Raw genomic sequence first — 19,744 nt, forward strand, 5'->3', positions numbered from 1 at the left:
CGCCTTTTTGGTAGTGGGTTACTACCAAAAAGGCGCACAGCGGCGCAGCCGCGCAGAAGGGACGGGTGTGTGAGACGAGTGCTGCCGATGGTGACCACGCTGGTCGCCGGTCTCGCCCTCACTGCCTGTACCGCCAATCCGCCGCCGCCCGTGGAGAGCACGGACAGCCCCAAGCCGACGACGGCGGTCACCACCAAGAACACGGTGGTCGTCGGGATCGACGATGTCGGTCTCGGATTCAATCCGCACCTGCTCGCGGACCAGTCGCCGGTGAATGCGGCGGTGACGTCGCTGGTGTTGCCGAGTCCGTTCCGGCCGGTGCTCGACCCTGCTCGGCCCGGCGTCACCGACTGGGTGGCGGATCCGTCGGTGTTGGTGTCGGCTGCTCTCGTGCCACCGACGCCCGAGGCGCCGTCGTCGATCGTCTACCAGTTGCGCAACGAGGCCCAATGGTCCGACGGTGCCCCGATTGCCGCCGAGGACTTCCGCTACCTGTGGCGGCAGATGACGAGCCAGCCGGGGGTCGTGGACCCGGCCGGGTACGGGCTGATCGAGGACATCGAATCGTCCGGTGGCGGCAAGACCGTCACGGTGCAGCTGTCCGCGCCGTATCCGGCGTGGCGGGAACTGTTCACCGATCTGGTGCCGTCGCACCTGCTCAAGGATTCCCCGGGCGGATTCGCCCGTGGGTTGCTCGACGGAATCCCGGTGTCGGGCGGGCGTTTCCACATCAAGTCCGTCGACCGTGGCCGTGACGAGATCCTCCTCGAACGCAACGACCGGTTCTGGGACACCCCGGCCGAGCCCGACCAGATCCTGATGCGCCGCGGCGGGTCGTCCGCGCAGCTGGCCGATTCGATGCGCTCCGGGGACACGCAGGTCGCCCGAGTGCACGGGGGGGTGTCGACGCTCGCACAGCTGTCGGCGATCCCCGCGGTCCGCACCGGCACCGAACTGCAGCCGCGGGTGCTGTCGGTGGCCCTCAACGGTCGTGAGGCCTCCCTCTCGAATGTGTTGGTGCGCAAGGGGTTGCTCGGGCTGTTGGATGCGCACCTGCTGGCGATGGTCGGTGCCGGCACCGAGTCCGCGGTGGTTCCGGCCCGCGCGCAGGTGCTGTCCCCGTCCGACCCCGGTTACGCCCCCACGAATCCGCCGGCGCTCACCCGCGAGCAGGCGTTGGTCGTGCTGGCGGACGCCGGATATCACACGGCCCCCAGCGATTCCGGGAACGTCGAACCCGAGACCGCCACCGACGGACGGCTGATGCGTGACGGTGAGCAGTTGACGCTGGTGCTCGGCGCACCCGAGAACGACGACACTGCGATCGCGGTAGCGAACACCGTCGCCGACCAGTGGCGCGGCGCCGGCATCGAGGCGTCCGTCCGGGCGCTGCGGGCCGAGGATCTCTACGGGGCGGCACTCGCGTCCGGGCGGGTCGACGCGATCGTCGGCTGGGAGCGTGCCGGTTCGGATCCGGCGACGTCACTGGCCTCACGTTTCGGCTGCGTGCCCGTCGCGGCGCCGGCTGCGACACCGGCCCCGGAGGCCGGCGACCCGCCGGTCCTGCGCGCACCGAGCAACGTGTCCGGCCTGTGCGATCCGGCGCTGCAGTCCGGCATCGACGCCGCACTGCGCGGGGAGGCGGACGTGGCGCACGTGATCGCGGACGCCGAACCGCGACTGTGGGAGTTGGCCGCGGTCCTGCCGGTGCTGCAGGACAACACGATCGTCGCGACCGGCCCCGGCGTCGACGGCGTCGCCCCGGCCGGTCCGGTGCAGGTCGGACTCTTCGCGGACGCCGCCGTGTGGACCCGGACGTCGAAATGAGTGAGGTGACCCGGTGAGTTCTCGCCGCATCCTGTTCGTGCACGCCCATCCCGACGACGAGACGTTGACGACGGGCGGCACCATCGCCCGGTACGCCGCGGCCGGCGCCGACGTCACCGTGCTCACGTGCACGCTCGGTGAGGAGGGCGAGGTGATCGGGGACCGCTGGGCGGGCCTGGTCGCGGACCGCGCCGACCAGTTGGGTGGCTACCGGATCCTCGAGCTGTCCGGGGCCCTGCACGCGCTGGGCGCGCACGGCCCCCGTTTCCTCGGCGGCGCCGGCCGGTGGCGGGACTCGGGGATGGCGGGTACCCCGTCGGCAGCGAATCCGCGGGCCTTCGTGAACTCCGCCGATGACGAGGTGGTCGGCGTGCTCGTCGCGGTGCTCCGGGAACTGCGACCCCATGTGGTCGTCACCTACGACCCGGTCGGCGGCTACGGGCACCCGGATCATGTTCGGGCACACCACATCACGACCGCGGCGGTCGAGGCGGCCGGCACCGGTGCGTTCCCGGAAGCGGGGGCGCAGTGGGAGGTCGCGAAGTTCTACTGGACCGTCACCGAGCGGTCCGCGCTCGAGGCCGGTCTGGCGGCGATCGACGAGATCCCCACCGGATGGCGGATGCCGGAACCCGGTGAACTGCCCGCCGTCCCGGACGCCGACGTGACGGCCGCGGTGGACGTGTCGGCGGTGCTGGGCGCCAAGGTCGCGGCGCTGCGGGCACACGCCACGCAGGTGACGGTGGCGCCGTCGGAGACCGCACTGGCCCTGTCGAACGATGTGGCCCAGCCGATCCTCGCCGTGGAGCATTTCGTGCTGGTGCGCGGGCAGGCCGGACCTGTCGACGCCACGGGCCGGGAAACCGACCTGTTCGCGGGTCTCGACGTCTGAGGGCCGGTCGGCCACCGATCCCGTATGCTGTGACCCGCATCACATGTTGTCGCGTGGGAGGGCTGGGGTATGAACTGGCACGACCTCTACTACGGGTCCGTGTACGCATTCGCGGACCAGATCAGCGACCTGCTGACGTCACTCGGGTACCCGCCGGTGCCGTGAGATCATCGACGCCATGACCGCGCCGAGCCTGCCCGCCGACATCCCGACCACCGGTACCCCGACCGCGGCGGGGTCCCGCACGACGCTGGCGCTGCTCACGTTCGACGGCTTCCTGTGCGCGGTGCTGTCGGTGCTGTTCCTGCCCGCCTACCTCGGGGCGACACCGTTCCCGGTGACGATCCTGGTGGCGGCCGTCGTCAACCTGCTCCTCGTCCTCGGGGCCCGCAAGTTCACCGACAGCGCCCTCGCCGCGGCGGCCCCCCTGTTCGGCTGGCTGTTCGGATTCGGGGTGTGCATGGTCGGCGGACCCGGCGGCGACGTCCTGGTGTTCTCGGACTGGCGGACACTGCTGCTGTTCGTGGCCGCACTGCTGCCGGCCGGGCTGTACCTGTTCCGGGTGCGCCTCGAGTCGCTGGTGGCGTCGGCGCAGAGGTGAGCGTCCTATGGTGGAGGTGGCAGTCCGCATCCACCCGAACGGGAGGTGATCGAGATGGTGTCGATCGATGCCGGGAACGTCGGCCGTGACGAGGCGATCGAGGATGTTCCCGTCGACGTCCCGGAGGCCGATCTCGTCGAACAGGCGACGGCAGTGGACGAGGACGACGAGCGGGACGAGTCGACGCAGCAGGTTCCGCTGGAGGTGAATCCGGCCGATGCGGCCGAGCAGCATCGCAGTGTGCCCGACGACGAGGACTATCCCCACGCGTGAGGGACGGTCCGAGACCCGCGGTGGCAGCGGGGCCGGGCGGTGGCGCATGATCGTCGGGTGAGTGCCTCGAGCGATGACACCGACCGGTCCGCGATCCTGCCGATTCCCGCTGTTCCCGAGCAGGCGCCGTCGTCGAGTGCGATGCGGCGGGTGCTGCGGCGCGCCCGGGACGGGGCGACGCTCAACGTCGACGAGGCCACCACGCTGCTGCACGCCCGCGGCGGCGACCTCGAGGATCTGTGCGTGTCGGCGGCGCGGGTCCGGGACGCCGGACTCGAGGCGGCGGGGCGCCCGAAGACGGTGTCGTACTCGCGCAAGGTGTTCGTCCCGATCACCCGCCTGTGCCGGGACACGTGCCACTACTGCACGTTCGTCACGGTGCCGGGGAAGTTGCGGGCCGCCGGCCACGGCATGTACCTCGAGCCCGACGAGATCCTCGACATCTGCCGCCGCGGCGCCGAATTGGGTTGCAAGGAAGCCCTGTTCACGCTCGGGGACCGGCCGGAGGAGCGGTGGTCGGAGGCGAAGCAGTGGCTCGACGAACGCGGCTACGACTCCACCCTCGACTATGTGCGGGCGATGTCGATCCGGGTGCTCGAGGAGACCGGTCTGCTGCCGCACCTGAACCCGGGTGTCATGAGCTGGGAGGAGATCTCGCGGCTCAAGCCGGTCGCGCCGTCGATGGGCATGATGCTCGAGACGACGTCGACGCGGTTGTTCATCGACAAGGGGCAGTGTCACTACGGCAGCCCCGACAAGGATCCCGCGGTGCGGCTGCGGACCCTCACCGACGCGGGCCGGTTGTCGGTGCCGTTCACGACCGGCATCCTCGTCGGCATCGGTGAAACCCACCGGGAGCGCGCCGAATCGATCATGGCGATCCGCAAGCTGCACAAGTCGTTCGGGCACGTGCAGGAGGTGATCGTGCAGAACTTCCTGGCCAAGCCGGACACCGCGATGCGCGACGTCCCCGACGCGGACCTCGACGAGTTCCGGGCGGCGATCGCGGTGGCGCGGCTGCTACTCGGTCCGGGCATGCGGATCCAGTCGCCGCCGAACCTGGTGTCGGGCAGTGAATGCCTCGCGCTGATCGGGGCGGGCGTCGACGACTGGGGTGGCGTCTCCCCGCTCACCCCCGACCACGTCAACCCGGAACGGCCGTGGCCGAACCTGGACACGCTCGCCGAGATCACCTCCGAGGCCGGGTACACGCTCGTCGAACGCACCGCCGCGCAACCGCAGTACGTGCTGGCCGGGCACCCGTGGATCGATCCTCGGATCGGCGCGCACGTGCGCGCGGTCGCCGACCCGGAGACGGGCCTGGCGCGTCCGGACACGACACCGGCGGGTCTGCCGTGGCAGGAACCCGACGAGGAGTGGGTGTCGTCGGGGCGTATCGACCTGAACACCGAGATCGACACCGACGGCCGCAACACCGACACCCGTTCCGATCTGGGCAGCGCGTTCGGCGACTGGGAGACCGTCCGCGAACAGGTCCTCGAACTCGGTCGTGCCGCCCCCACCCGGGTGGACACCGACGTCCTGTCGGCGTTGCGCAGCGCCGAACGCGACCCGGCCGGGTTGTCCGACGACGAATACCTGGCGCTGGCCACCGCCGACGGGGACGGCCTCGAGGCGGTCGTCGCGCTCGCCGACGCGCTCCGCCGGGACGCGGTCGGCGACGACGTCACGTACGTCGTGAACCGGAACATCAACTTCACCAACATCTGCTACACCGGCTGCCGGTTCTGCGCGTTCGCGCAGCGCAAGGGCGACGCCGACGCCTTCACCCTGTCCGCCGACGAGGTCGCGGACCGGGCGTGGGAGGCGCACGTCGCCGGCGCCACCGAGGTCTGCATGCAGGGCGGTATCGATCCCGAACTGCCCGTCACCGGGTACGCGGACCTGGTGCGCGCGGTCAAACGCCGGGTGCCGTCGATGCACGTGCACGCGTTCAGTCCGATGGAGATCGTCAACGGGGCGTCCCGCGGCGGGCAGAGCATCCACGACTGGCTCGTCGAACTCAAGGACGCCGGCCTCGACACCATCCCCGGCACGGCCGCCGAGATCCTCGACGACGAGGTCCGCTGGGTGCTCACCAAGGGCAAACTGCCGGCGTCCGCGTGGATCGACGTCGTCACCACCGCGCACCGCGTGGGGATCCCGTCGAGTTCGACGATGATGTACGGGCACGTCGACCGCCCCGAACACTGGGTGGGACACCTGCGGGTGCTCCGCGGAATCCAGGACGAGACCGGCGGTTTCACCGAGTTCGTGCTGCTGCCGTTCGTGCACCAGAGCGCCCCGCTGTACCTGGCGGGCGCGTCCCGGCCGGGGCCGACGCAACGCGACAACCGGGCCGCGCACGCACTTGCCCGGATCATGCTGCACGGCCGCATCCGCAACATCCAGACCAGCTGGGTCAAACTCGGGACCGCCGGGACCCGCGCGATGCTGCAGGGCGGCGCCAACGACCTCGGCGGCACCCTGATGGAGGAAACCATCTCCCGGATGGCCGGCTCCCAGCACGGCTCGGAGAAGACGGTCGCCGAACTGCGGGCCATCGCCGACGGCATCGGACGCCCCGCCCGCGAGCGGCTGACGAACTACACGCTGCGCGAGGGGGCGCCGATCCCGGTGCGGTGAGCCGTCAGGCCACCAGCAGGACGCCGGTGAGCGCGATCGCGCCGACCCACGCCGTCGAGATCGCGGCCAGCACGAGCGGCCGCGGCCCCACCTTGCGGATCGTGGCGACGCGGACGCCGGTCCCGAGCGCGAACATCGCGGCGGTGAGCAGCGCGGTCTGGGCGATACCCGCAGTGGTGAGCACCGCGTCGGGCAGGACCCCGGTGGTGCGGACGGCGGCACACACGAGGAACGCGACGACGAACAGCGGCACGAGCGGCGGCCGGGTGCCGGTGGTGCCGGTGCGGCGCCGCTGCTGCAGGCCGATCACCGCCATCACGGGGGCGAGCATCACGACGCGGGCCAGTTTCACGACGACGGCCATCGCCAGCGCGGTGCCGCCGAGCGCACCGCCGACGGCGATCACCTGTGCCACCTCGTGGACGCTGCCGCCGGCCCACATGCCGGCCTCGGTGTCGGACAGGCCGAACGCGGTCGCGAGCAGCGGCAGTAGCGGGATCATCAGGGTGCCGAACAGGACGACGAGGGCGACGGCGGTGAGTACGTCCTCCTCCTCGGCATCGGTGACGCCGTCGACGGCGGCGACCGCGGCGGCACCGCAGATCGAGAAGCCGCATGCGATCAGCAGGCGCTGGGTCCAGCTCAGGCCGAGGAGTTTGCCGACGAACATGGTGCCGGTGATGCCGGCGGTGACGATGACGACGACCATCACGATGACACCCCAGCCGAGGCCGAGGATGTCGTCGAGGACCAGTTGCAGGCCCAGCAGGGCGATACCGACCCGCAGCAGCTTCTTCGACGCGATCGTCAGACCGGGCTTGAGGGTCTCGGGCAGCGCGGTGACGTTCGCCGCGGCGGCGCCGAGGACGATCGCGATCAGCAGAGGACTCACGGTAGGCAGCAGTCGGTTGACGCCGACCGCGAGTGCGGTGGCGAGCGCGCACACCACCAGTCCCGGGACCACCGATGTCGCGGCGACACGGGTATCGGGTGGTCGGACGGCGGTGGGGGTCTGCTGTGTCTGCACGCGTTCCACCGTGCAGGGTCGGACGGGACTCGGGTAGACACTCGTTTCGCATCGCCTCATATCGAATCGATATGGCAGATGGTTCCGCTATAGCATTTCGGCATGTCGCGTTCGTGGCCCGAGTTGGCGGTTCTGGATCTGATCGTCGGTATCGACGATCACGGCAGCCTCAGCGCTGCCGCCCGGAACGCCGGCATGGCGCAGCCCAACGCGAGCCGGGCTGTGCGGCAACTCGAGCACCGGTTCGGGGTGACCTTGGTGCGTCGCCGCCCCACCGGTTCGACGCTCACCGCGGAAGGCACCGTCGTCGCGCACTGGGCGCGACGGGTCCTCGCCGAGGCCGGTCAGCTGATGGACGTGGCCGACGGATTGCGCGCCGAACGGTCCGCGCAGCTGACGGTGGGGGCGAGCATGACCGTCGCCGAGCATCTGCTCCCGGCCTGGCTGGGCCGGTTCCGCGCGCTGCACCCGGAAGTGAACATCCACCTGCAGGTGCTCAACTCCACGCAGGTGTTCGAGCGGCTCGTCGCCGGCGCGTGCGACCTCGGGTTCGTCGAGACCCCGTCCGTCCCGACCGCGTCGCTGATCTCGGGCGGGCCCGCGTTCCGCAGCGTCGTGGTGGCGCGGGACCGGCTGGTCGTCGTCGTGCATCCCGGCCATCCGTGGGCGCGGCGGGACACGCCGCTGTCGGTGTTCGAACTGGCCTCCACGCCGCTGGTGGTGCGGGAGCCGGGGTCGGGCACCCGCACCACACTCGACGTCGCACTCGAGGATCTCGACGCGGCACCGCCGCTGCTCGAACTCGGCAGCGCGGCCGCGATCCGCACGAGCGTCGTCGCGGGAGTCGGACCTGCGGTGATGAGCACCCTCGCCGTCGAGGAGCAGGTCGCGTCCGGGGAACTCGCGGTGATCGAGGTCGAGGGACTGCGGCTGGATCGGCCGCTGCGTGCCGTGTGGCGCGGCGACCGGCAGCTGACGGGCCCGGCGGGGGAACTGCTGGGCATGGTCCGCAACGGAAGTGAAGGGCACCCTGCCCTGCCTGGTCGATAGTGGGCGCTTCATACTGATGGTTCCGCATGTCGTCGGGTGTCCACGCCCGGTGGCTGGTCTGAAAGGCAGGGAGAGCAGCAGTGACCTACACGATTGCAGAACCGTGCGTCGATGTGATGGACAAGGCCTGTATCGAGGAGTGTCCGGTCGACTGCATCTACGAGGGTGCTCGCATGCTCTACATCCACCCGGACGAGTGCGTCGACTGCGGCGCCTGCGAGCCGGTGTGCCCCGTCGAGGCCATCTTCTACGAGGACGACGTCCCGGACCAGTGGAGCGGCTACGTCGCCGCCAACATCGACTTCTTCGACGATCTCGGTTCCCCCGGTGGTGCCGCCAAGCTCGGCAAGGTGGATCACGACGCCGTGCTGATCAAGGCGCTGCCGCCCATGAACGAGGCCTGACCGGAAACGTTCGAGGAAGATCAGTGCCGCGCCATTCTGTAGTCAAGACCCTGCCCGACTTCCCGTGGGACTCGCTGACGTCCGCGAAGGAGACGGCGTCCGCGCACCCCGACGGGATCGTCAACCTGTCCGTCGGGACCCCCGTGGATCCGGTGGCCCCGGTGATCCGGGACGCCCTCGCCTCGGTCGCGGACGTGCCCGGGTATCCGACGACGCACGGCACCGCAGCCCTGCGTGAGGCGGCGTCGGCGGCGCTGGCGCGGCGCTACGGCATGACCGGTATCGACCCGGCGGCGATCCTGCCGGTGCTCGGCACCAAGGAAGTCATCGCGTGGCTGCCGAAACTGCTCGGGCTCGGCGCCGGCGACCTCGTGGTGATCCCCGAGGTCGCCTACCCCACCTACGAGGTGGGGGCGCTGCTCGCCGGTGCGCAGGTCGTGCGCGCCGACGGGACCGCGCAGCTCGGCCCGCAGAAGCCGGCACTGATCTTCGTCAACTCCCCGTCCAACCCCACCGGCAAGGTGCTCGGCGTCCCGCACCTGCGCAAGGTCGTCGACTTCGCCCGTGAACGCGGCGCGATCGTCGCGTCCGACGAGTGCTATCTGGGCCTCGACTGGGGCACCGACGCCGTCTCGATCCTCGACCCGCGCGTGTGCGACGGCGACCACACCGGCCTGCTGGCGATGCAGTCGCTGTCGAAGACGTCGAACCTGGCCAGCTACCGGGCCGGACTCGTCGCCGGCGATCCGGCTCTCGTCGCCGAACTGCTCGAGATCCGCAAGCATGCCGGCATGATCATGCCGCTGCCCATCCAGGCCGCCATGACCGCCGCCCTCAACGACGACGAGCAGGAGGCGCAGCAGCGCGAACGGTACCGTCGCCGCCGCGACATCCTCCTCGCCGCCGTCCGCGGCGCCGGCTTCACGGTCGACGACTCCGAGGCCGGCCTGTACCTGTGGGCCACCCGCAGCGAGGACTGCCGCACCACCGTCGACTGGTTCGCCGACCGCGGCATCCTCGTCGCCCCCGGTGATTTCTACGGCCCCCGCGGCCGCAAGCACGTCCGGATCGCCCTCACCGCGACGGACGAGCGCATTGCGACGGCGGCGAGCCGCCTGGTGTGACGGCGGCGAGCCGCCTGTCCTGATCCGCGTTTCGCGCACTTGTCGCGGGAATTGGCGCTGAGCACCCGCGTTTCGCGCACTTGTTGCGCGGACGCGGGGGGCGCGGCGGGCGTAGCCTGAGCGTGGGTTGCAGTTTTTCTTGGCTGACGCTGGGGAGGGCAGCATGGATGCCGTCACGCAGGTTCCGGTGCCGTACAACGAGCCGGTGCACTCGTATGCGCCGGGCAGTGCCGAGCGCACACGGCTGAAGGATGCCCTGGATCTGCATCTCTCCGGCGTCGTGGACATTCCGCACGTCATCGGCGGCTGCAACCACCGTGGCACTGGTACCCGTCTGGAAGTGGTCCAGCCGCACCGGCATTCGTCGGTGCTCGCGACGATCGGCAATGCCACGTACGACGATGCAAAGGTGGCGATCGAGGCGGCAACCGCAGCCGCACCCGCCTGGCAAGCGATGCCGTTCGACGAGCGGGCCGCGATCCTGCTGCGGGCCGCCGATCTGCTGGCCGGACCGTACCGGGAGACGATCGCCGCCGCGACGATGCTGGGGCAGTCGAAGTCGGTGCAGCAGGCCGAGATCGACGCCCCGTGCGAGCTGGTCGACTTCTGGCGGTTCAACGTCCACTTCGCTCGGCAGATCCTCGCCGAACAGCCGATCTCGTCGCCCGGGGTGTGGAACCGGCTCGACTACCGGCCGCTCGAGGGGTTCGTCTACGCGATCACCCCGTTCAACTTCAGCGCGATCGCCGGGAACCTGCCGACGGCGCCCGCACTCATGGGCAACACCGTGATCTGGAAGCCGTCGCCCACCCAGTCCCTCGCGGCATACTGGACTATGTGCGTTCTCGAGATCGCAGGTCTACCACCCGGAGTGATCAACTTCATCACCGGCGATGGGCTCGCGGTATCCGATGTGGCGCTGCAGGATCCGCGGTTCGCGGGCATCCACTTCACCGGATCGACGCGCACGTTCCAGCATCTGTGGCGGGAGGTGGGCGCCAACATCGACCGGTACCGCGGCTATCCGCGACTGGTGGGGGAGACCGGCGGCAAGGATTTCGTCGTCGCGCACCCGTCGGCAGACCCCGCGGTGCTGGCCACCGCGCTGATCCGTGGCGCGTTCGAGTACCAGGGGCAGAAATGCTCGGCCGCGTCCCGCGCCTACCTGCCGAGGTCGCTGTGGGAGACGATGCGCGACGGGTTCCTCGCCGAGGTCGACACCCTCACCTACGGGGACGTCACCGACCTCGGGAACTTCGGGGGCGCCCTCATCGACCGTCGCGCCTACGACAAGAGTGTCGCCGCGATCGAACGGGCCCGCGACGCGGCCGGGGTGGAGATCGCGGTCGGCGGCACCTACGACGACGGTGTCGGCTACTTCGTCCGGCCCACCGTGCTGCTCGTCGACGACCCGCGCGACGAGGCGCTGTCCACCGAGTACTTCGGGCCGATCCTGTCGATCCACGTGTACGACGACGATGCGCGCGACGCGTGGCCGGACGTGCTCGCGGCCGTGGACGTGGCGTCGCCGTACGCGCTCACCGGTGCCGTGATCGCCACCGACCGGGCCGCGATCGACCAGGCCTCGGCCGCACTGCGTTTCACGGCCGGAAACTTCTACGTCAACGACAAGCCCACCGGTGCGGTCGTCGGGCAGCAGCCGTTCGGTGGGGCGCGGGCGTCCGGCACCGACGACAAGGCCGGTTCCCCGCTGAACCTGCTGCGCTGGGTGTCGGCGCGTACCGTCAAGGAGACGTTCGTCCCGCCCACCGACCACCGCTACCCGCACATGGGACCGGACGGCGTGTGATGACGCCGTCGGTGCTGTCGAATCCGCTGCGCCCGGCGATCCTGGCCGCCGCCCGGTCCGGACGGGTGAAGGACGCGGTGACGCGGGTGCCGGTGACGAAGTCGATCGTGCGCCGGTTCGTGGCGGGGGAGACCCTCGGCGACGCGATGACGGCGGTGTCGGTGCTCCTCGCATCCGGGCGGGCGGTGAGCGTCGACCATCTCGGGGAGGACACCCACGACGCCGGGCAGGCCCGGGACATCGTCGTCGCCTATCTGGAACTGATTGCCGCACTGGGCCGTCTGCCCGTCGACCCCCGCGCCGGGGTGCACCCGGTCGAGGTGTCGGTGAAGCTGTCGGCGCTGGGGCAGGCGCTGTCGGGGGACGGGGAGAAGATTGCCCTCGACCACGCCCGCACCGTCTGCGCGGCCGCCGCAGAGCACGGCGCGCGGGTGACCGTCGACGCCGAGGACCACACCCGCACCGATTCCACGCTGTCGATCGTGCGGGAGTTGCGCGGCGACTTCCCGTGGCTCGGCACGGTGCTGCAGGCGTATCTGCGGCGGACCGAGGCCGACTGTCGCGACCTGTCCGGGCCGGGTTCGCGAATCCGGTTGTGCAAGGGCGCGTATCGGGAACCGGAGTCGGTGGCCTATCGGTCCCGCGGCGACGTCGACGCGTCCTACCGGCGGTGCCTGGGGATCCTGATGCGCGGCGGCGGCTACCCGATGGTCGCCACCCACGACCCGGCGATGATCGCCGCCGTCGATCCACTCGTCGCGGAGACCGGTAGGGCCGCGGACTCGTTCGAGCACCAGATGCTGTTCGGGATCCGGGATGTCGAGCAGCGCAGGCTCGTCGACGTCGGACGGCACGTGCGGGTGTACGTGCCGTACGGCGCGCAGTGGTACGGCTACTTCATGCGCCGGCTCGCGGAACGGCCGTCGAACCTGCGGTTCTTCCTGCGCTCGACCCTGACCCGCAGCTGAGCCGCAATGCAGTCGAGCCGTGATGTGAGACAGTGGGCGTCGTGCTGCTCACCTCGCTGAACCCGCTGGCCGTCGCGCGCGGCGACGACATGCCCGACGCCGTCCGCGTCGGCGACACCACGCTCTCCCGCACCGACATCCTCGGTGCCGCCGGTGCGCTCGCCAAACGTCTGGCCGGTGCGCAGCGGGTCGCGGTCCTCGCGACCCCGTCCCCGGCCACCGTGATCGCCGTCGTGGGCGCCCTGCTCGCCGGGGTGACGGTCGTGCCGGTACCGCCGGACGCGGGTCCGGCCGAGGTGACGCACATCCTCACCGATTCCGGCGCGCAGGCGTGGCTCGGGGCGGCCGCAGACGGGTCGACGTTGCCGGTGGTGCCGGTGCGCCTGCACGCCCGCGACTGGCACACCCATCCGGAGCCGCCGGCGTCGGCGATCGCGTTCGTGCTGTACACGTCCGGGACGACGGGCGCCCCCAAGGGGGTGCTGCTGAGCCGCGGCGCGATCGCCGCCGGGATCGACGCGCTCGCCGAGGCGTGGGCGTGGGCGGAGAAAGATGTTGTGGTGCAGGGGCTCCCACTGTTCCACGTGCACGGACTGATCCTCGGGGTCCTCGGACCGTTGCGGGTGGGCAGCCGGCTGATCCACACCGTCACCCCCACCCCGCAGGCCTACGCGGACGCCGCCCGCGCAGGCGGCACCCTGTTCTTCGGGGTGCCGACGGTGTGGTCGCGGATCGCCGGTGACGAGGACGCGGCCCGCGCGCTGAGCAGCGCACGACTGCTGGTGTCCGGCAGTGCGCCACTGCCGGTGCCGGTGTTCGAGAAGCTGCAGGACCTCACCGGGCACGCGCCGATCGAGCGGTACGGGATGAGTGAAACCATGCTCACCCTCAGTACCCGTGTGGACGGTCAGCGGCGCCCCGGCTGGGTGGGCCTGCCGGTCCGCGGCATCGAGACCCGGCTGCGGGACGAGGACGGGGGCGACGTCCCCCACGACGGAGAAAGCATCGGCGGGCTGCAGGTCCGCGGCCCGCTGCTGTTCGACGGCTACCTGAACCGCCCCGACGCCACCGCCGAATCCTGGACGGACGACGGCTGGTTCGTCACCGGCGACGTCGCGGTGATCGACGCCGACGGCTTCCACCGCATCGTCGGACGCGCCTCCACCGACCTCATCAAGACCGGGGGCTTCCGGGTCGGCGCGGGGGAGGTGGAGACCGCACTGCTCGGACATCCGGGGGTGCGGGAGGCCGCCGTCGTCGGCCTGCCCGACCCCGATCTCGGACAGCGGATCGTCGCGTACGTCGTGGGGGAGGACCTCGACGGGGCGACCTTGATCGACCACGTCGCGACGACCCTGTCGGTGCACAAACGCCCCCGCGAGGTGCGGATCGTGGAATCGTTGCCGCGCAACGCGATGGGCAAGGTGCAGAAGAAACTGCTGACGGCGGATCAGCCGTAGCGGTAGAACCCTTCACCGGACGCGACGCCGAGCTTGCCCTGGTCGATGTAGTTCTCCTTGAGCCAGGCCGCGAGCCTGCGCGCCGACTCGTCACCCTGCGACAGAATGTTGTACGGCGTGGTGAGGCCGATGACGTCGTAGATCTGGAACGGGCCCATCGGCGCGCCGGTCGCGATCTTCCACGTCTTGTCGACGTCCTCCGGGGAGGCGTAGCCGCCGGCGGCGAGGCCCGCGGCCGCATTGAGGAACGGCACCAGCAGCGAGTTCAGGACGTAACCGGCCTTCTCCTTGTGCATTTCGATCGGCACCATCCCGATCGCGGCCGCGAAGCCGGATACCGTCTCGAACACGGCCGGATCGGTGCGGTCGGTGCCCATGATCTCGGCGGTGTTGAACTTCCACACCTGGTTCGCGAAGTGCAGTGCCAGGAAACGGTCGGGGCGGCCGGTGGCGTCCGCGAGATCGCTGGGCAGCAGCGTCGACGAGTTCGTCGCGAAGATCGTCCGCTCCGGTGCGGCCGTCCCGATCCGCTGGTAGGTGTCCTGCTTGAGCGCGAGGATCTCCGGGATCGCCTCGATCACCAGGTCGGCGTCGGCGACTGCGGCCTCGAGATCCGACGTCGTCGCGATCCGCGCCAACGCATCGGTGACACGATCCTCGTCGGCGCCGGGTACCTCGCCGCGGTAGGTGTCGGCCAGGCCCTCGAATCGGCCGCGGGCCGCGTCGAGGGCGGCGTCGTCGATGTCGAACGACGTCACCTCGAAACCCCTGAACGCCGTCTGGAAGGCGATCTGCGAGCCGAGGACCCCGGCTCCCAACACGGTGACTTTCCGAATGTCCGTCATGGTTCCGACCCTATCGGCCGGCGCGTCCGAGCGGCGTACGGTCGAGGCATGAGCGCTGTCACGAGCACCCGCATCGTTCTCGCGTCGCGACCGGACGGAGATCCGACACCCGACAACTTCCGCACCGAGACAACCGAATTGCCGGAACTGTCCGATGGTCAGGTGCTGCTGCGTACGGTCTACCTGTCGCTGGATCCGTACATGCGCGGCCGGATGAGCGCCGCCGAATCGTATGCCGACCCGGTCGAGGTGGGTGACGTCATGGTCGGCGGCACCGTCGCTCAGGTGGTCGAGTCTCGGCACCCGGACGTCCCGGCCGGATCCCACGTGCTGGCCTACTCGGGATGGCAGACGCACGCCGTCGCCGACGGTGGCACGGTGCGCCTCCTCGACCCGAACCGGGCCCCGCTGTCCACCGCACTCGGGGTACTCGGGATGCCCGGCTTCACCGCGTACGCAGGCCTGCTGCGGATCGGGCGTCCGCAACCCGGCGAGACCGTCGTCGTCGCGGCCGCGTCCGGGCCGGTCGGGTCCGCCGTCGGACAGATCGCGAAGATCCACGGTGCCCGCGCCGTCGGTATCGCGGGCGGCGCCGAGAAGTGTGCGTACCTGCGGGACGAACTCGGCTTCGACGCCGCCGTCGACCACTGCGTCGACGACTTCCGGGAGCAGCTGGCGGCGGCCGTCCCGGACGGTATCGACGTGTACTTCGAGAACGTCGGCGGCCCCGTCACCGCCGCGGTCGTCCCCCTGCTCAACACGTACGCCCGGATCCCGGTGTGCGGGTTGGTGTCCCAGTACAACGCCACCTCCGCGCCGGAGGGGCCGGACCGGCTGCCCGCGTTCCTCGGTGCGGTGCTCACCAAGAGCCTGACCGTGCGCGGATTCATCCAGGCCGAGTTCGTCCGCGACATGCACCTGGATTTCCAGCGCGACGCCGCCCGGTGGATCGCCGAGGGTCGGCTGAAGTGCCGGGAGGACGTCGTCGACGGGCTCGGGAACGCGCCGGACGCGTTCGCCGGACTGTTGCGCGGCAGGAACTTCGGGAAACTCGTCGTCCGCGTCGGCCCCGAGACGTGATCGCTCAGCCCGAGACTCCGACCGGCCGGTCCCCGACGATCGAAATCCGTTCCATGACGCGGCGATTCGGGTAGTAGTCGCTCGACGCATAGTGCTGGCACGCCCGGTTGTCCCAGAACGCAACGGTGTTCGGCTGCCAGCGCAGCCGCACCTGCAGCTCCGGGCGCATCACGTGCCGGTACAGCAGCCGCAGGAGCTCGTTCGACTCCGCCTCCGATACCCCCAGAATCCGTTGCGTGAACGCGACATTCACGAACAGGACCCGCCGGCCGGTCTCCGGGACCACCCGCACGACGGGATGCTGCACCGGCGGAAAGTGCGGCCGCAAGGCGTCGACCGCATCCTGCGGCATCCCGGCACCGAACGAGCGGATCCAATCGTGCTCCGCGACGAGGCCGTCGATCCGCGACCGGAGGTCGTCGGGCAGCAGATCGTAGGCGGCACCGGTGTCCGCCCACAGGGTGTCGCCGCCGACCGCCGGCACCTCCACGGCTCGCAACACCGCCGCGAACGACGGGAACTCGTGCCACGTCACATCGTTGTGCCAGATGTTCTCGGCACCGACGGCGGTCGCGTCCTTCGCCAGCGTGGTGACGTCGACGGCGGACTGCCCGGGCTGGGTGTACGCGAAGAACGGGTGCTGTTCCAGCTCACCCCACCGCTGCGCGAACGCCCGGTGCTCGGCGCGGGTGATGTCCTGGTCGCGGAAGAACAGCACCTTCCACTCGAGCAGGGCCCGCCGCAGTTCGGCCAGCACCTCGTCGGACAGGTCGCCGCCCAGACGGATCCCGGTGATCTCCGCACCGATCGTCGGGGTCTGCGGATCCACCGAGAACAGCTCGTACGGACGGTCGTCGGCGCCCGCGGCGGTGCGCGGTGCGACGAGCGGGCCGAAACACGCGAGCGGATCGGTCGGGGTGGGGGCGGCGGTGGCGGGCAGGGCGTAGGTCACGACGGGGCTCCTGTCGGGGCGGGGATCGAGGTGGGGGCGGTGAGGACGGCGGCACACGTGTCGACGAGGTCGGTCACGATCGCCGCGGTCTGCGCGGGCGTGCGGTCGGCGCCCTCGCGGGCGGCGAGGGACGTCATGGTGAGCACGACGACGTTGTCGGCCCGCCACGACGCGACCTCGCCCGGCGCGGGGCACAGCTCGGTCAGCAGGCGGTGGACGCGACGGAAACTCGCGCCGCGCAGGTGCCGGCCGACGAGGTCCGCGAGCGCCGGATCGGACACGGCCGCCGCGAGGAACCGGGCGTAGTGGCTGCCGGGCCGGTCGAGAGTCTCCTCCGCCAACGGCAGCACGAGGGCCTCGACGGCGGACCGGACGGTGGGGGCGGCGCCGGACGAGTCGAGCGCGTCGAGCATCCGTCGGCGGTGGGCGTCGACGGGGGTCATGCGCAGTTCGACGAGCGCGTCGAGCAGTCCGTCGCGGGAGCCGAAATGGTAGGTGGCCGCCGACTTGTTGGACTGGTGCGCCGCGAGCTGCACGCCGGTGAGTGTCAGTGCGGGCAGGCCGCGTTCGGCGACGATCCGCTCGGCGGCCGCCATCATCGCGAGCCGCGGCGAGGCCGATGTGGTGGTGTCCGTCACACCCCCGAGGTTAAGGATGCTTCCTTAATCCGTCAAGACGAAGGCGGGACTCCCCGTGTGCCCACGGAAAGCCCCGCCCCCGAGGACGTCACTCCTCGCTGAAGATGTGGTACTCGTGGAGGAGTCGGCCGACCTCGTTCTCGTCGAGTCGCGCACTCAGGTGCTTGCGCATCCGCTTCGGCAGCGGAACGTCCTTCTCCTTCTTGTCGTTCAGGAAGTACGTCGCCGACAGCAGCGTACGGATGTCGTAGGTGGAGTTGAACACCTCCGGGACACCCCGCTCGATTCCGAGCAGCTGATAGGCGGCCTCCATGCCCGTGCGCACCGAGTACTCGGTGGTGAAGATGCAGTCGCGGGTCGTCTCGGCGAACTGGCCGATGAACGCGAAGTTGACCGCACCCTCCGGCACGACCTGCGGGCGGTCACCGGCCTTGCGGGGCATGAAGAACGACGTCACGTACGGCATCATCACCGGCACCGTCTTCGCGGCGTTCGCGGCCAGGTCGTCGATGTCCGAGAGCGGAACACCGAGGTGGTACAGCCATTCGCGGGTGATCTCCTCGCCGGTGCACTCCTGCATCGGCTTCTTCACGTAGTCGCCGGGGACGTCGACGAACAGCGAGTACACCCAGACGACGATCTGATCCTTCGGTTGCTGCTTGAAATGCGGTTGACGGTTGACCGTCCAGCTCATCAGCCACTTCGAATCGCGGGCGGTCACGATGCCGCCGGTGACGACACGACCGCTGAACGGGTCTCTCTTGCAGATCTTCTGGATGTACTCGGGGATCCGCGCGTCGAGGGTCGTGACCGTCGCCGACTCCCATTTCGTCTCGGGGATGTGCGCGCCGAACACGTCCGGGTGCCCGAACGACGGATCGTTCGCGGCGATCCGACGCCACAGATCCCACGCCGGTGCCGGCCCGTCGTCGATCCGTGCCGGCGTGTGATGATCGCCGTTGTCCGAGTTCTCGGTGAGCGATCCGATCGTCGTCAGCACCAGATCGTTCGGGCCGAGATCGATGCCACCCGGCTGCCCGTCGGAGATCCAGTGGATGCGGGTCGCCTGCTTGCGGTCCGGCGTGATGTCGAAGTCGATGTCGGTGACCTCGGTGTCGAACCGGAAGTTCACGCCCTGGTCGAGCAGCCACGTGTAGAGCGGCAGGACGAGCGACTCGTACTGGTTGTACTTGGTGAACTTCAGCGTGCTCAGATCCGGGAGCCCACGAATGTGATGGATGAACCGGTGCAGGTACAGCTTGATCTCGAGGGCACTGTGCCATTCCTCGAACGCGAACATCGTCCGCCAGTACAGCCAGAAGTTGCTCTCGAGGAACTCTTTGCCGAAGACCTCGTCGATCCGCTTGCCCTCCAACTCGCTGCGGGGCGTGAGGAAGATCTTCATGATGTCCTTCTGCGCCTTCGAACTCAGATCGAACTCGAAGTCGGTGTGCGCGTCCTCGCCGCGCTTCTCGGTGACCCGCTGCAGGGAGTAGTTCGGGTCGTCCTTGTTGAGCCAGTAGAACTCGTCGAGCACACTGGCATCGTCGACCTCGATCGACGGAACCGACCGGAACAGATCCCACAGACACTCGAAATGATCTTCCATCTCGCGTCCGCCGCGGATGACGAACCCCTTCTCCGGCTCCTTGATGCCGTCCAGCGCGCCACCGGGCAACCTCAGCCGCTCGAGCACCGTGATGTTGCTGCCGGCCATCCGCCCGTCACGGATCATGAACGCCGCACCGGCCAGGGACGCGAGCCCCGCCCCGACGAACCACGCCGTCTTGTCGTCGACGCCCTCGGGCTTGCGTGGACGGGCAAATGCCTCGTAATTGCCGCTGCTGTAATACATTCCGCCCCGATCTGTGTAGTGGGGGCCGGTGTCGAGTGCGGCACCGGCATATCGGTCGTCCGGCCTGCAGTGCGTGATCGACCGGTCCGATCACCTCCTGCCAGTGCGACCGTAACGCCGATCGGGGACGGGCGCAGACCCAACCGCGCAAGTTCATCCAGGGGTGAGAGGGACTGCCCCCGGTTTGGTTGACACCCAATCTGTGAGGATCCGTCCTCACGATGGAAGGATGTCCCCATGCCGAAGCCGTTCCCCGAGGAGTTCCGACGCGACGTCATCGCCGTCGCACGCA

At 69.9% G+C, this 19,744-nt stretch carries 17 protein-coding genes; 12 read left to right on the forward strand and 5 right to left on the reverse strand.

Annotated elements, in window-relative coordinates; all coding sequences use genetic code 11:
- Nucleotides 1-87 precede the first annotated feature (87 nt).
- The 5 genes from E0497_RS18300 (at nt 88) to E0497_RS18320 (ending at nt 6,239) form a co-directional block, all read left to right on the forward strand.
- Nucleotides 88-1,827, forward strand: a complete 1,740-nt coding sequence (locus tag E0497_RS18300; RefSeq protein WP_137726228.1) for an ABC transporter family substrate-binding protein — start codon at nt 88-90, stop codon at nt 1,825-1,827.
- A 13-nt stretch (nt 1,828-1,840) separates the two neighbouring features.
- Nucleotides 1,841-2,719, forward strand: a complete 879-nt coding sequence (gene mshB / locus E0497_RS18305; RefSeq protein ID WP_137726229.1) for an N-acetyl-1-D-myo-inositol-2-amino-2-deoxy-alpha-D-glucopyranoside deacetylase — start codon at nt 1,841-1,843, stop codon at nt 2,717-2,719.
- A gap of 178 nt (nt 2,720-2,897) precedes the next feature.
- Nucleotides 2,898-3,320: a hypothetical protein gene (locus E0497_RS18310; RefSeq protein ID WP_137726230.1), complete on the forward strand. Its 423-nt coding sequence runs from the start codon at nt 2,898-2,900 to the stop codon at nt 3,318-3,320.
- Between the two features lie 54 nt (nt 3,321-3,374).
- Nucleotides 3,375-3,593: a hypothetical protein gene (locus E0497_RS18315; protein WP_137726231.1), complete on the forward strand. Its 219-nt coding sequence runs from the start codon at nt 3,375-3,377 to the stop codon at nt 3,591-3,593.
- A gap of 39 nt (nt 3,594-3,632) precedes the next feature.
- Complete coding sequence (locus E0497_RS18320) at nt 3,633-6,239, forward strand: bifunctional FO biosynthesis protein CofGH (RefSeq protein WP_137726232.1); 2,607 nt, start codon at nt 3,633-3,635, stop codon at nt 6,237-6,239.
- Nucleotides 6,240-6,243: 4 nt separating this feature from the next.
- Here the strand turns inward: E0497_RS18320 and E0497_RS18325 are convergent, their stop codons facing one another.
- Nucleotides 6,244-7,326, reverse strand: a complete 1,083-nt coding sequence (locus E0497_RS18325) for a YeiH family protein (RefSeq protein ID WP_137726233.1) — start codon at nt 7,324-7,326, stop codon at nt 6,244-6,246.
- Between the two features lie 42 nt (nt 7,327-7,368).
- On the opposite strand from E0497_RS18325, the gene E0497_RS18330 reads away from it, so the two are divergent.
- The 6 genes from E0497_RS18330 to E0497_RS18355 all read left to right on the forward strand — a co-directional run bounded on the left by E0497_RS18330 (nt 7,369) and on the right by E0497_RS18355 (nt 14,082).
- Entirely contained in the window at nt 7,369-8,316 is a 948-nt protein-coding gene (locus tag E0497_RS18330; RefSeq protein WP_137726234.1) for a LysR family transcriptional regulator, read from the forward strand.
- A gap of 80 nt (nt 8,317-8,396) precedes the next feature.
- On the forward strand, nt 8,397-8,720 hold the full coding sequence (fdxA, locus tag E0497_RS18335; protein ID WP_137726235.1) for a ferredoxin: 324 nt from the start codon (nt 8,397-8,399) through the stop codon (nt 8,718-8,720).
- Between the two features lie 23 nt (nt 8,721-8,743).
- A complete protein-coding gene (gene dapC, locus E0497_RS18340) occupies nt 8,744-9,844 on the forward strand; it encodes a succinyldiaminopimelate transaminase (protein ID WP_137726236.1) in 1,101 nt (366 codons plus the stop codon).
- 163 nt (nt 9,845-10,007) lie between these two features.
- Nucleotides 10,008-11,654 carry an L-glutamate gamma-semialdehyde dehydrogenase gene (gene pruA, locus E0497_RS18345; RefSeq protein WP_137726237.1) on the forward strand — a complete coding sequence of 549 codons (1,647 nt, stop codon included), beginning with the start codon at nt 10,008-10,010 and terminating at the stop codon, nt 11,652-11,654.
- Nucleotides 11,654-12,622 (forward strand): proline dehydrogenase family protein, encoded by a 969-nt coding sequence (locus E0497_RS18350; RefSeq protein WP_137726238.1) that lies wholly within the window; start codon nt 11,654-11,656, stop codon nt 12,620-12,622. Before pruA ends, E0497_RS18350 begins: the two co-directional genes overlap by 1 nt.
- Before the next feature lie 41 nt (nt 12,623-12,663).
- Nucleotides 12,664-14,082, forward strand: a complete 1,419-nt coding sequence (locus tag E0497_RS18355; RefSeq protein WP_137726239.1) for an acyl-CoA synthetase — start codon at nt 12,664-12,666, stop codon at nt 14,080-14,082.
- Here E0497_RS18355 and E0497_RS18360 read toward each other — a convergent pair.
- On the reverse strand, nt 14,073-14,927 hold the full coding sequence (locus E0497_RS18360; protein WP_137726240.1) for a 3-hydroxyacyl-CoA dehydrogenase: 855 nt from the start codon (nt 14,925-14,927) through the stop codon (nt 14,073-14,075). The genes E0497_RS18355 and E0497_RS18360 overlap by 10 nt on opposite strands.
- Nucleotides 14,928-14,975: 48 nt before the next feature.
- Between E0497_RS18360 and E0497_RS18365 the strand changes: the two genes are divergently transcribed.
- The gene (locus tag E0497_RS18365; protein ID WP_137726241.1) at nt 14,976-16,007 is read left to right on the forward strand and encodes an NADP-dependent oxidoreductase; all 1,032 of its coding nucleotides are present in this window, start codon (nt 14,976-14,978) and stop codon (nt 16,005-16,007) included.
- A gap of 4 nt (nt 16,008-16,011) precedes the next feature.
- Here E0497_RS18365 and E0497_RS18370 read toward each other — a convergent pair whose 3' ends face one another.
- The 3 genes from E0497_RS18370 to E0497_RS18380 all read right to left on the reverse strand — a co-directional run bounded on the left by E0497_RS18370 (nt 16,012) and on the right by E0497_RS18380 (nt 19,452).
- Nucleotides 16,012-16,959: a TauD/TfdA dioxygenase family protein gene (locus E0497_RS18370; protein ID WP_137726242.1), complete on the reverse strand. Its 948-nt coding sequence runs from the start codon at nt 16,957-16,959 to the stop codon at nt 16,012-16,014.
- Nucleotides 16,956-17,597, reverse strand: a complete 642-nt coding sequence (locus E0497_RS18375) for a TetR/AcrR family transcriptional regulator (protein WP_241665962.1) — start codon at nt 17,595-17,597, stop codon at nt 16,956-16,958. Before E0497_RS18375 ends, E0497_RS18370 begins: the two co-directional genes overlap by 4 nt.
- 88 nt (nt 17,598-17,685) lie before the next feature.
- Nucleotides 17,686-19,452 (reverse strand): oleate hydratase, encoded by a 1,767-nt coding sequence (locus E0497_RS18380; protein ID WP_137726243.1) that lies wholly within the window; start codon nt 19,450-19,452, stop codon nt 17,686-17,688.
- Nucleotides 19,453-19,744: the final 292 nt, after the last annotated feature.

Origin of the sequence: Prescottella subtropica (assembly GCF_005434945.1) — a bacterium.
Taxonomy (GTDB): Bacteria; Actinomycetota; Actinomycetes; order Mycobacteriales; family Mycobacteriaceae; genus Prescottella; species Prescottella subtropica.

Bases quoted from the DNA above. Each gene is read 5' to 3' on its own strand.
- E0497_RS18300 (WP_137726228.1), top strand. From the start codon at position 88: ATGGTGACCACGCTGGTCGCCGGTCTCGCCCTCACTGCCTGTACCGCC.
- E0497_RS18310 (WP_137726230.1), top strand. From the start codon at position 2,898: ATGACCGCGCCGAGCCTGCCCGCCGACATCCCGACCACCGGTACCCCG.
- E0497_RS18315 (WP_137726231.1), top strand. From the start codon at position 3,375: ATGGTGTCGATCGATGCCGGGAACGTCGGCCGTGACGAGGCGATCGAG.
- E0497_RS18325 (WP_137726233.1), bottom strand. From the start codon at position 7,326: ATGAGGCGATGCGAAACGAGTGTCTACCCGAGTCCCGTCCGACCCTGC.
- E0497_RS18330 (WP_137726234.1), top strand. From the start codon at position 7,369: ATGTCGCGTTCGTGGCCCGAGTTGGCGGTTCTGGATCTGATCGTCGGT.
- pruA (WP_137726237.1), top strand. From the start codon at position 10,008: ATGGATGCCGTCACGCAGGTTCCGGTGCCGTACAACGAGCCGGTGCAC.
- E0497_RS18350 (WP_137726238.1), top strand. From the start codon at position 11,654: ATGACGCCGTCGGTGCTGTCGAATCCGCTGCGCCCGGCGATCCTGGCC.
- E0497_RS18360 (WP_137726240.1), bottom strand. From the start codon at position 14,927: ATGACGGACATTCGGAAAGTCACCGTGTTGGGAGCCGGGGTCCTCGGC.
- E0497_RS18365 (WP_137726241.1), top strand. From the start codon at position 14,976: ATGAGCGCTGTCACGAGCACCCGCATCGTTCTCGCGTCGCGACCGGAC.
- E0497_RS18380 (WP_137726243.1), bottom strand. From the start codon at position 19,452: ATGTATTACAGCAGCGGCAATTACGAGGCATTTGCCCGTCCACGCAAG.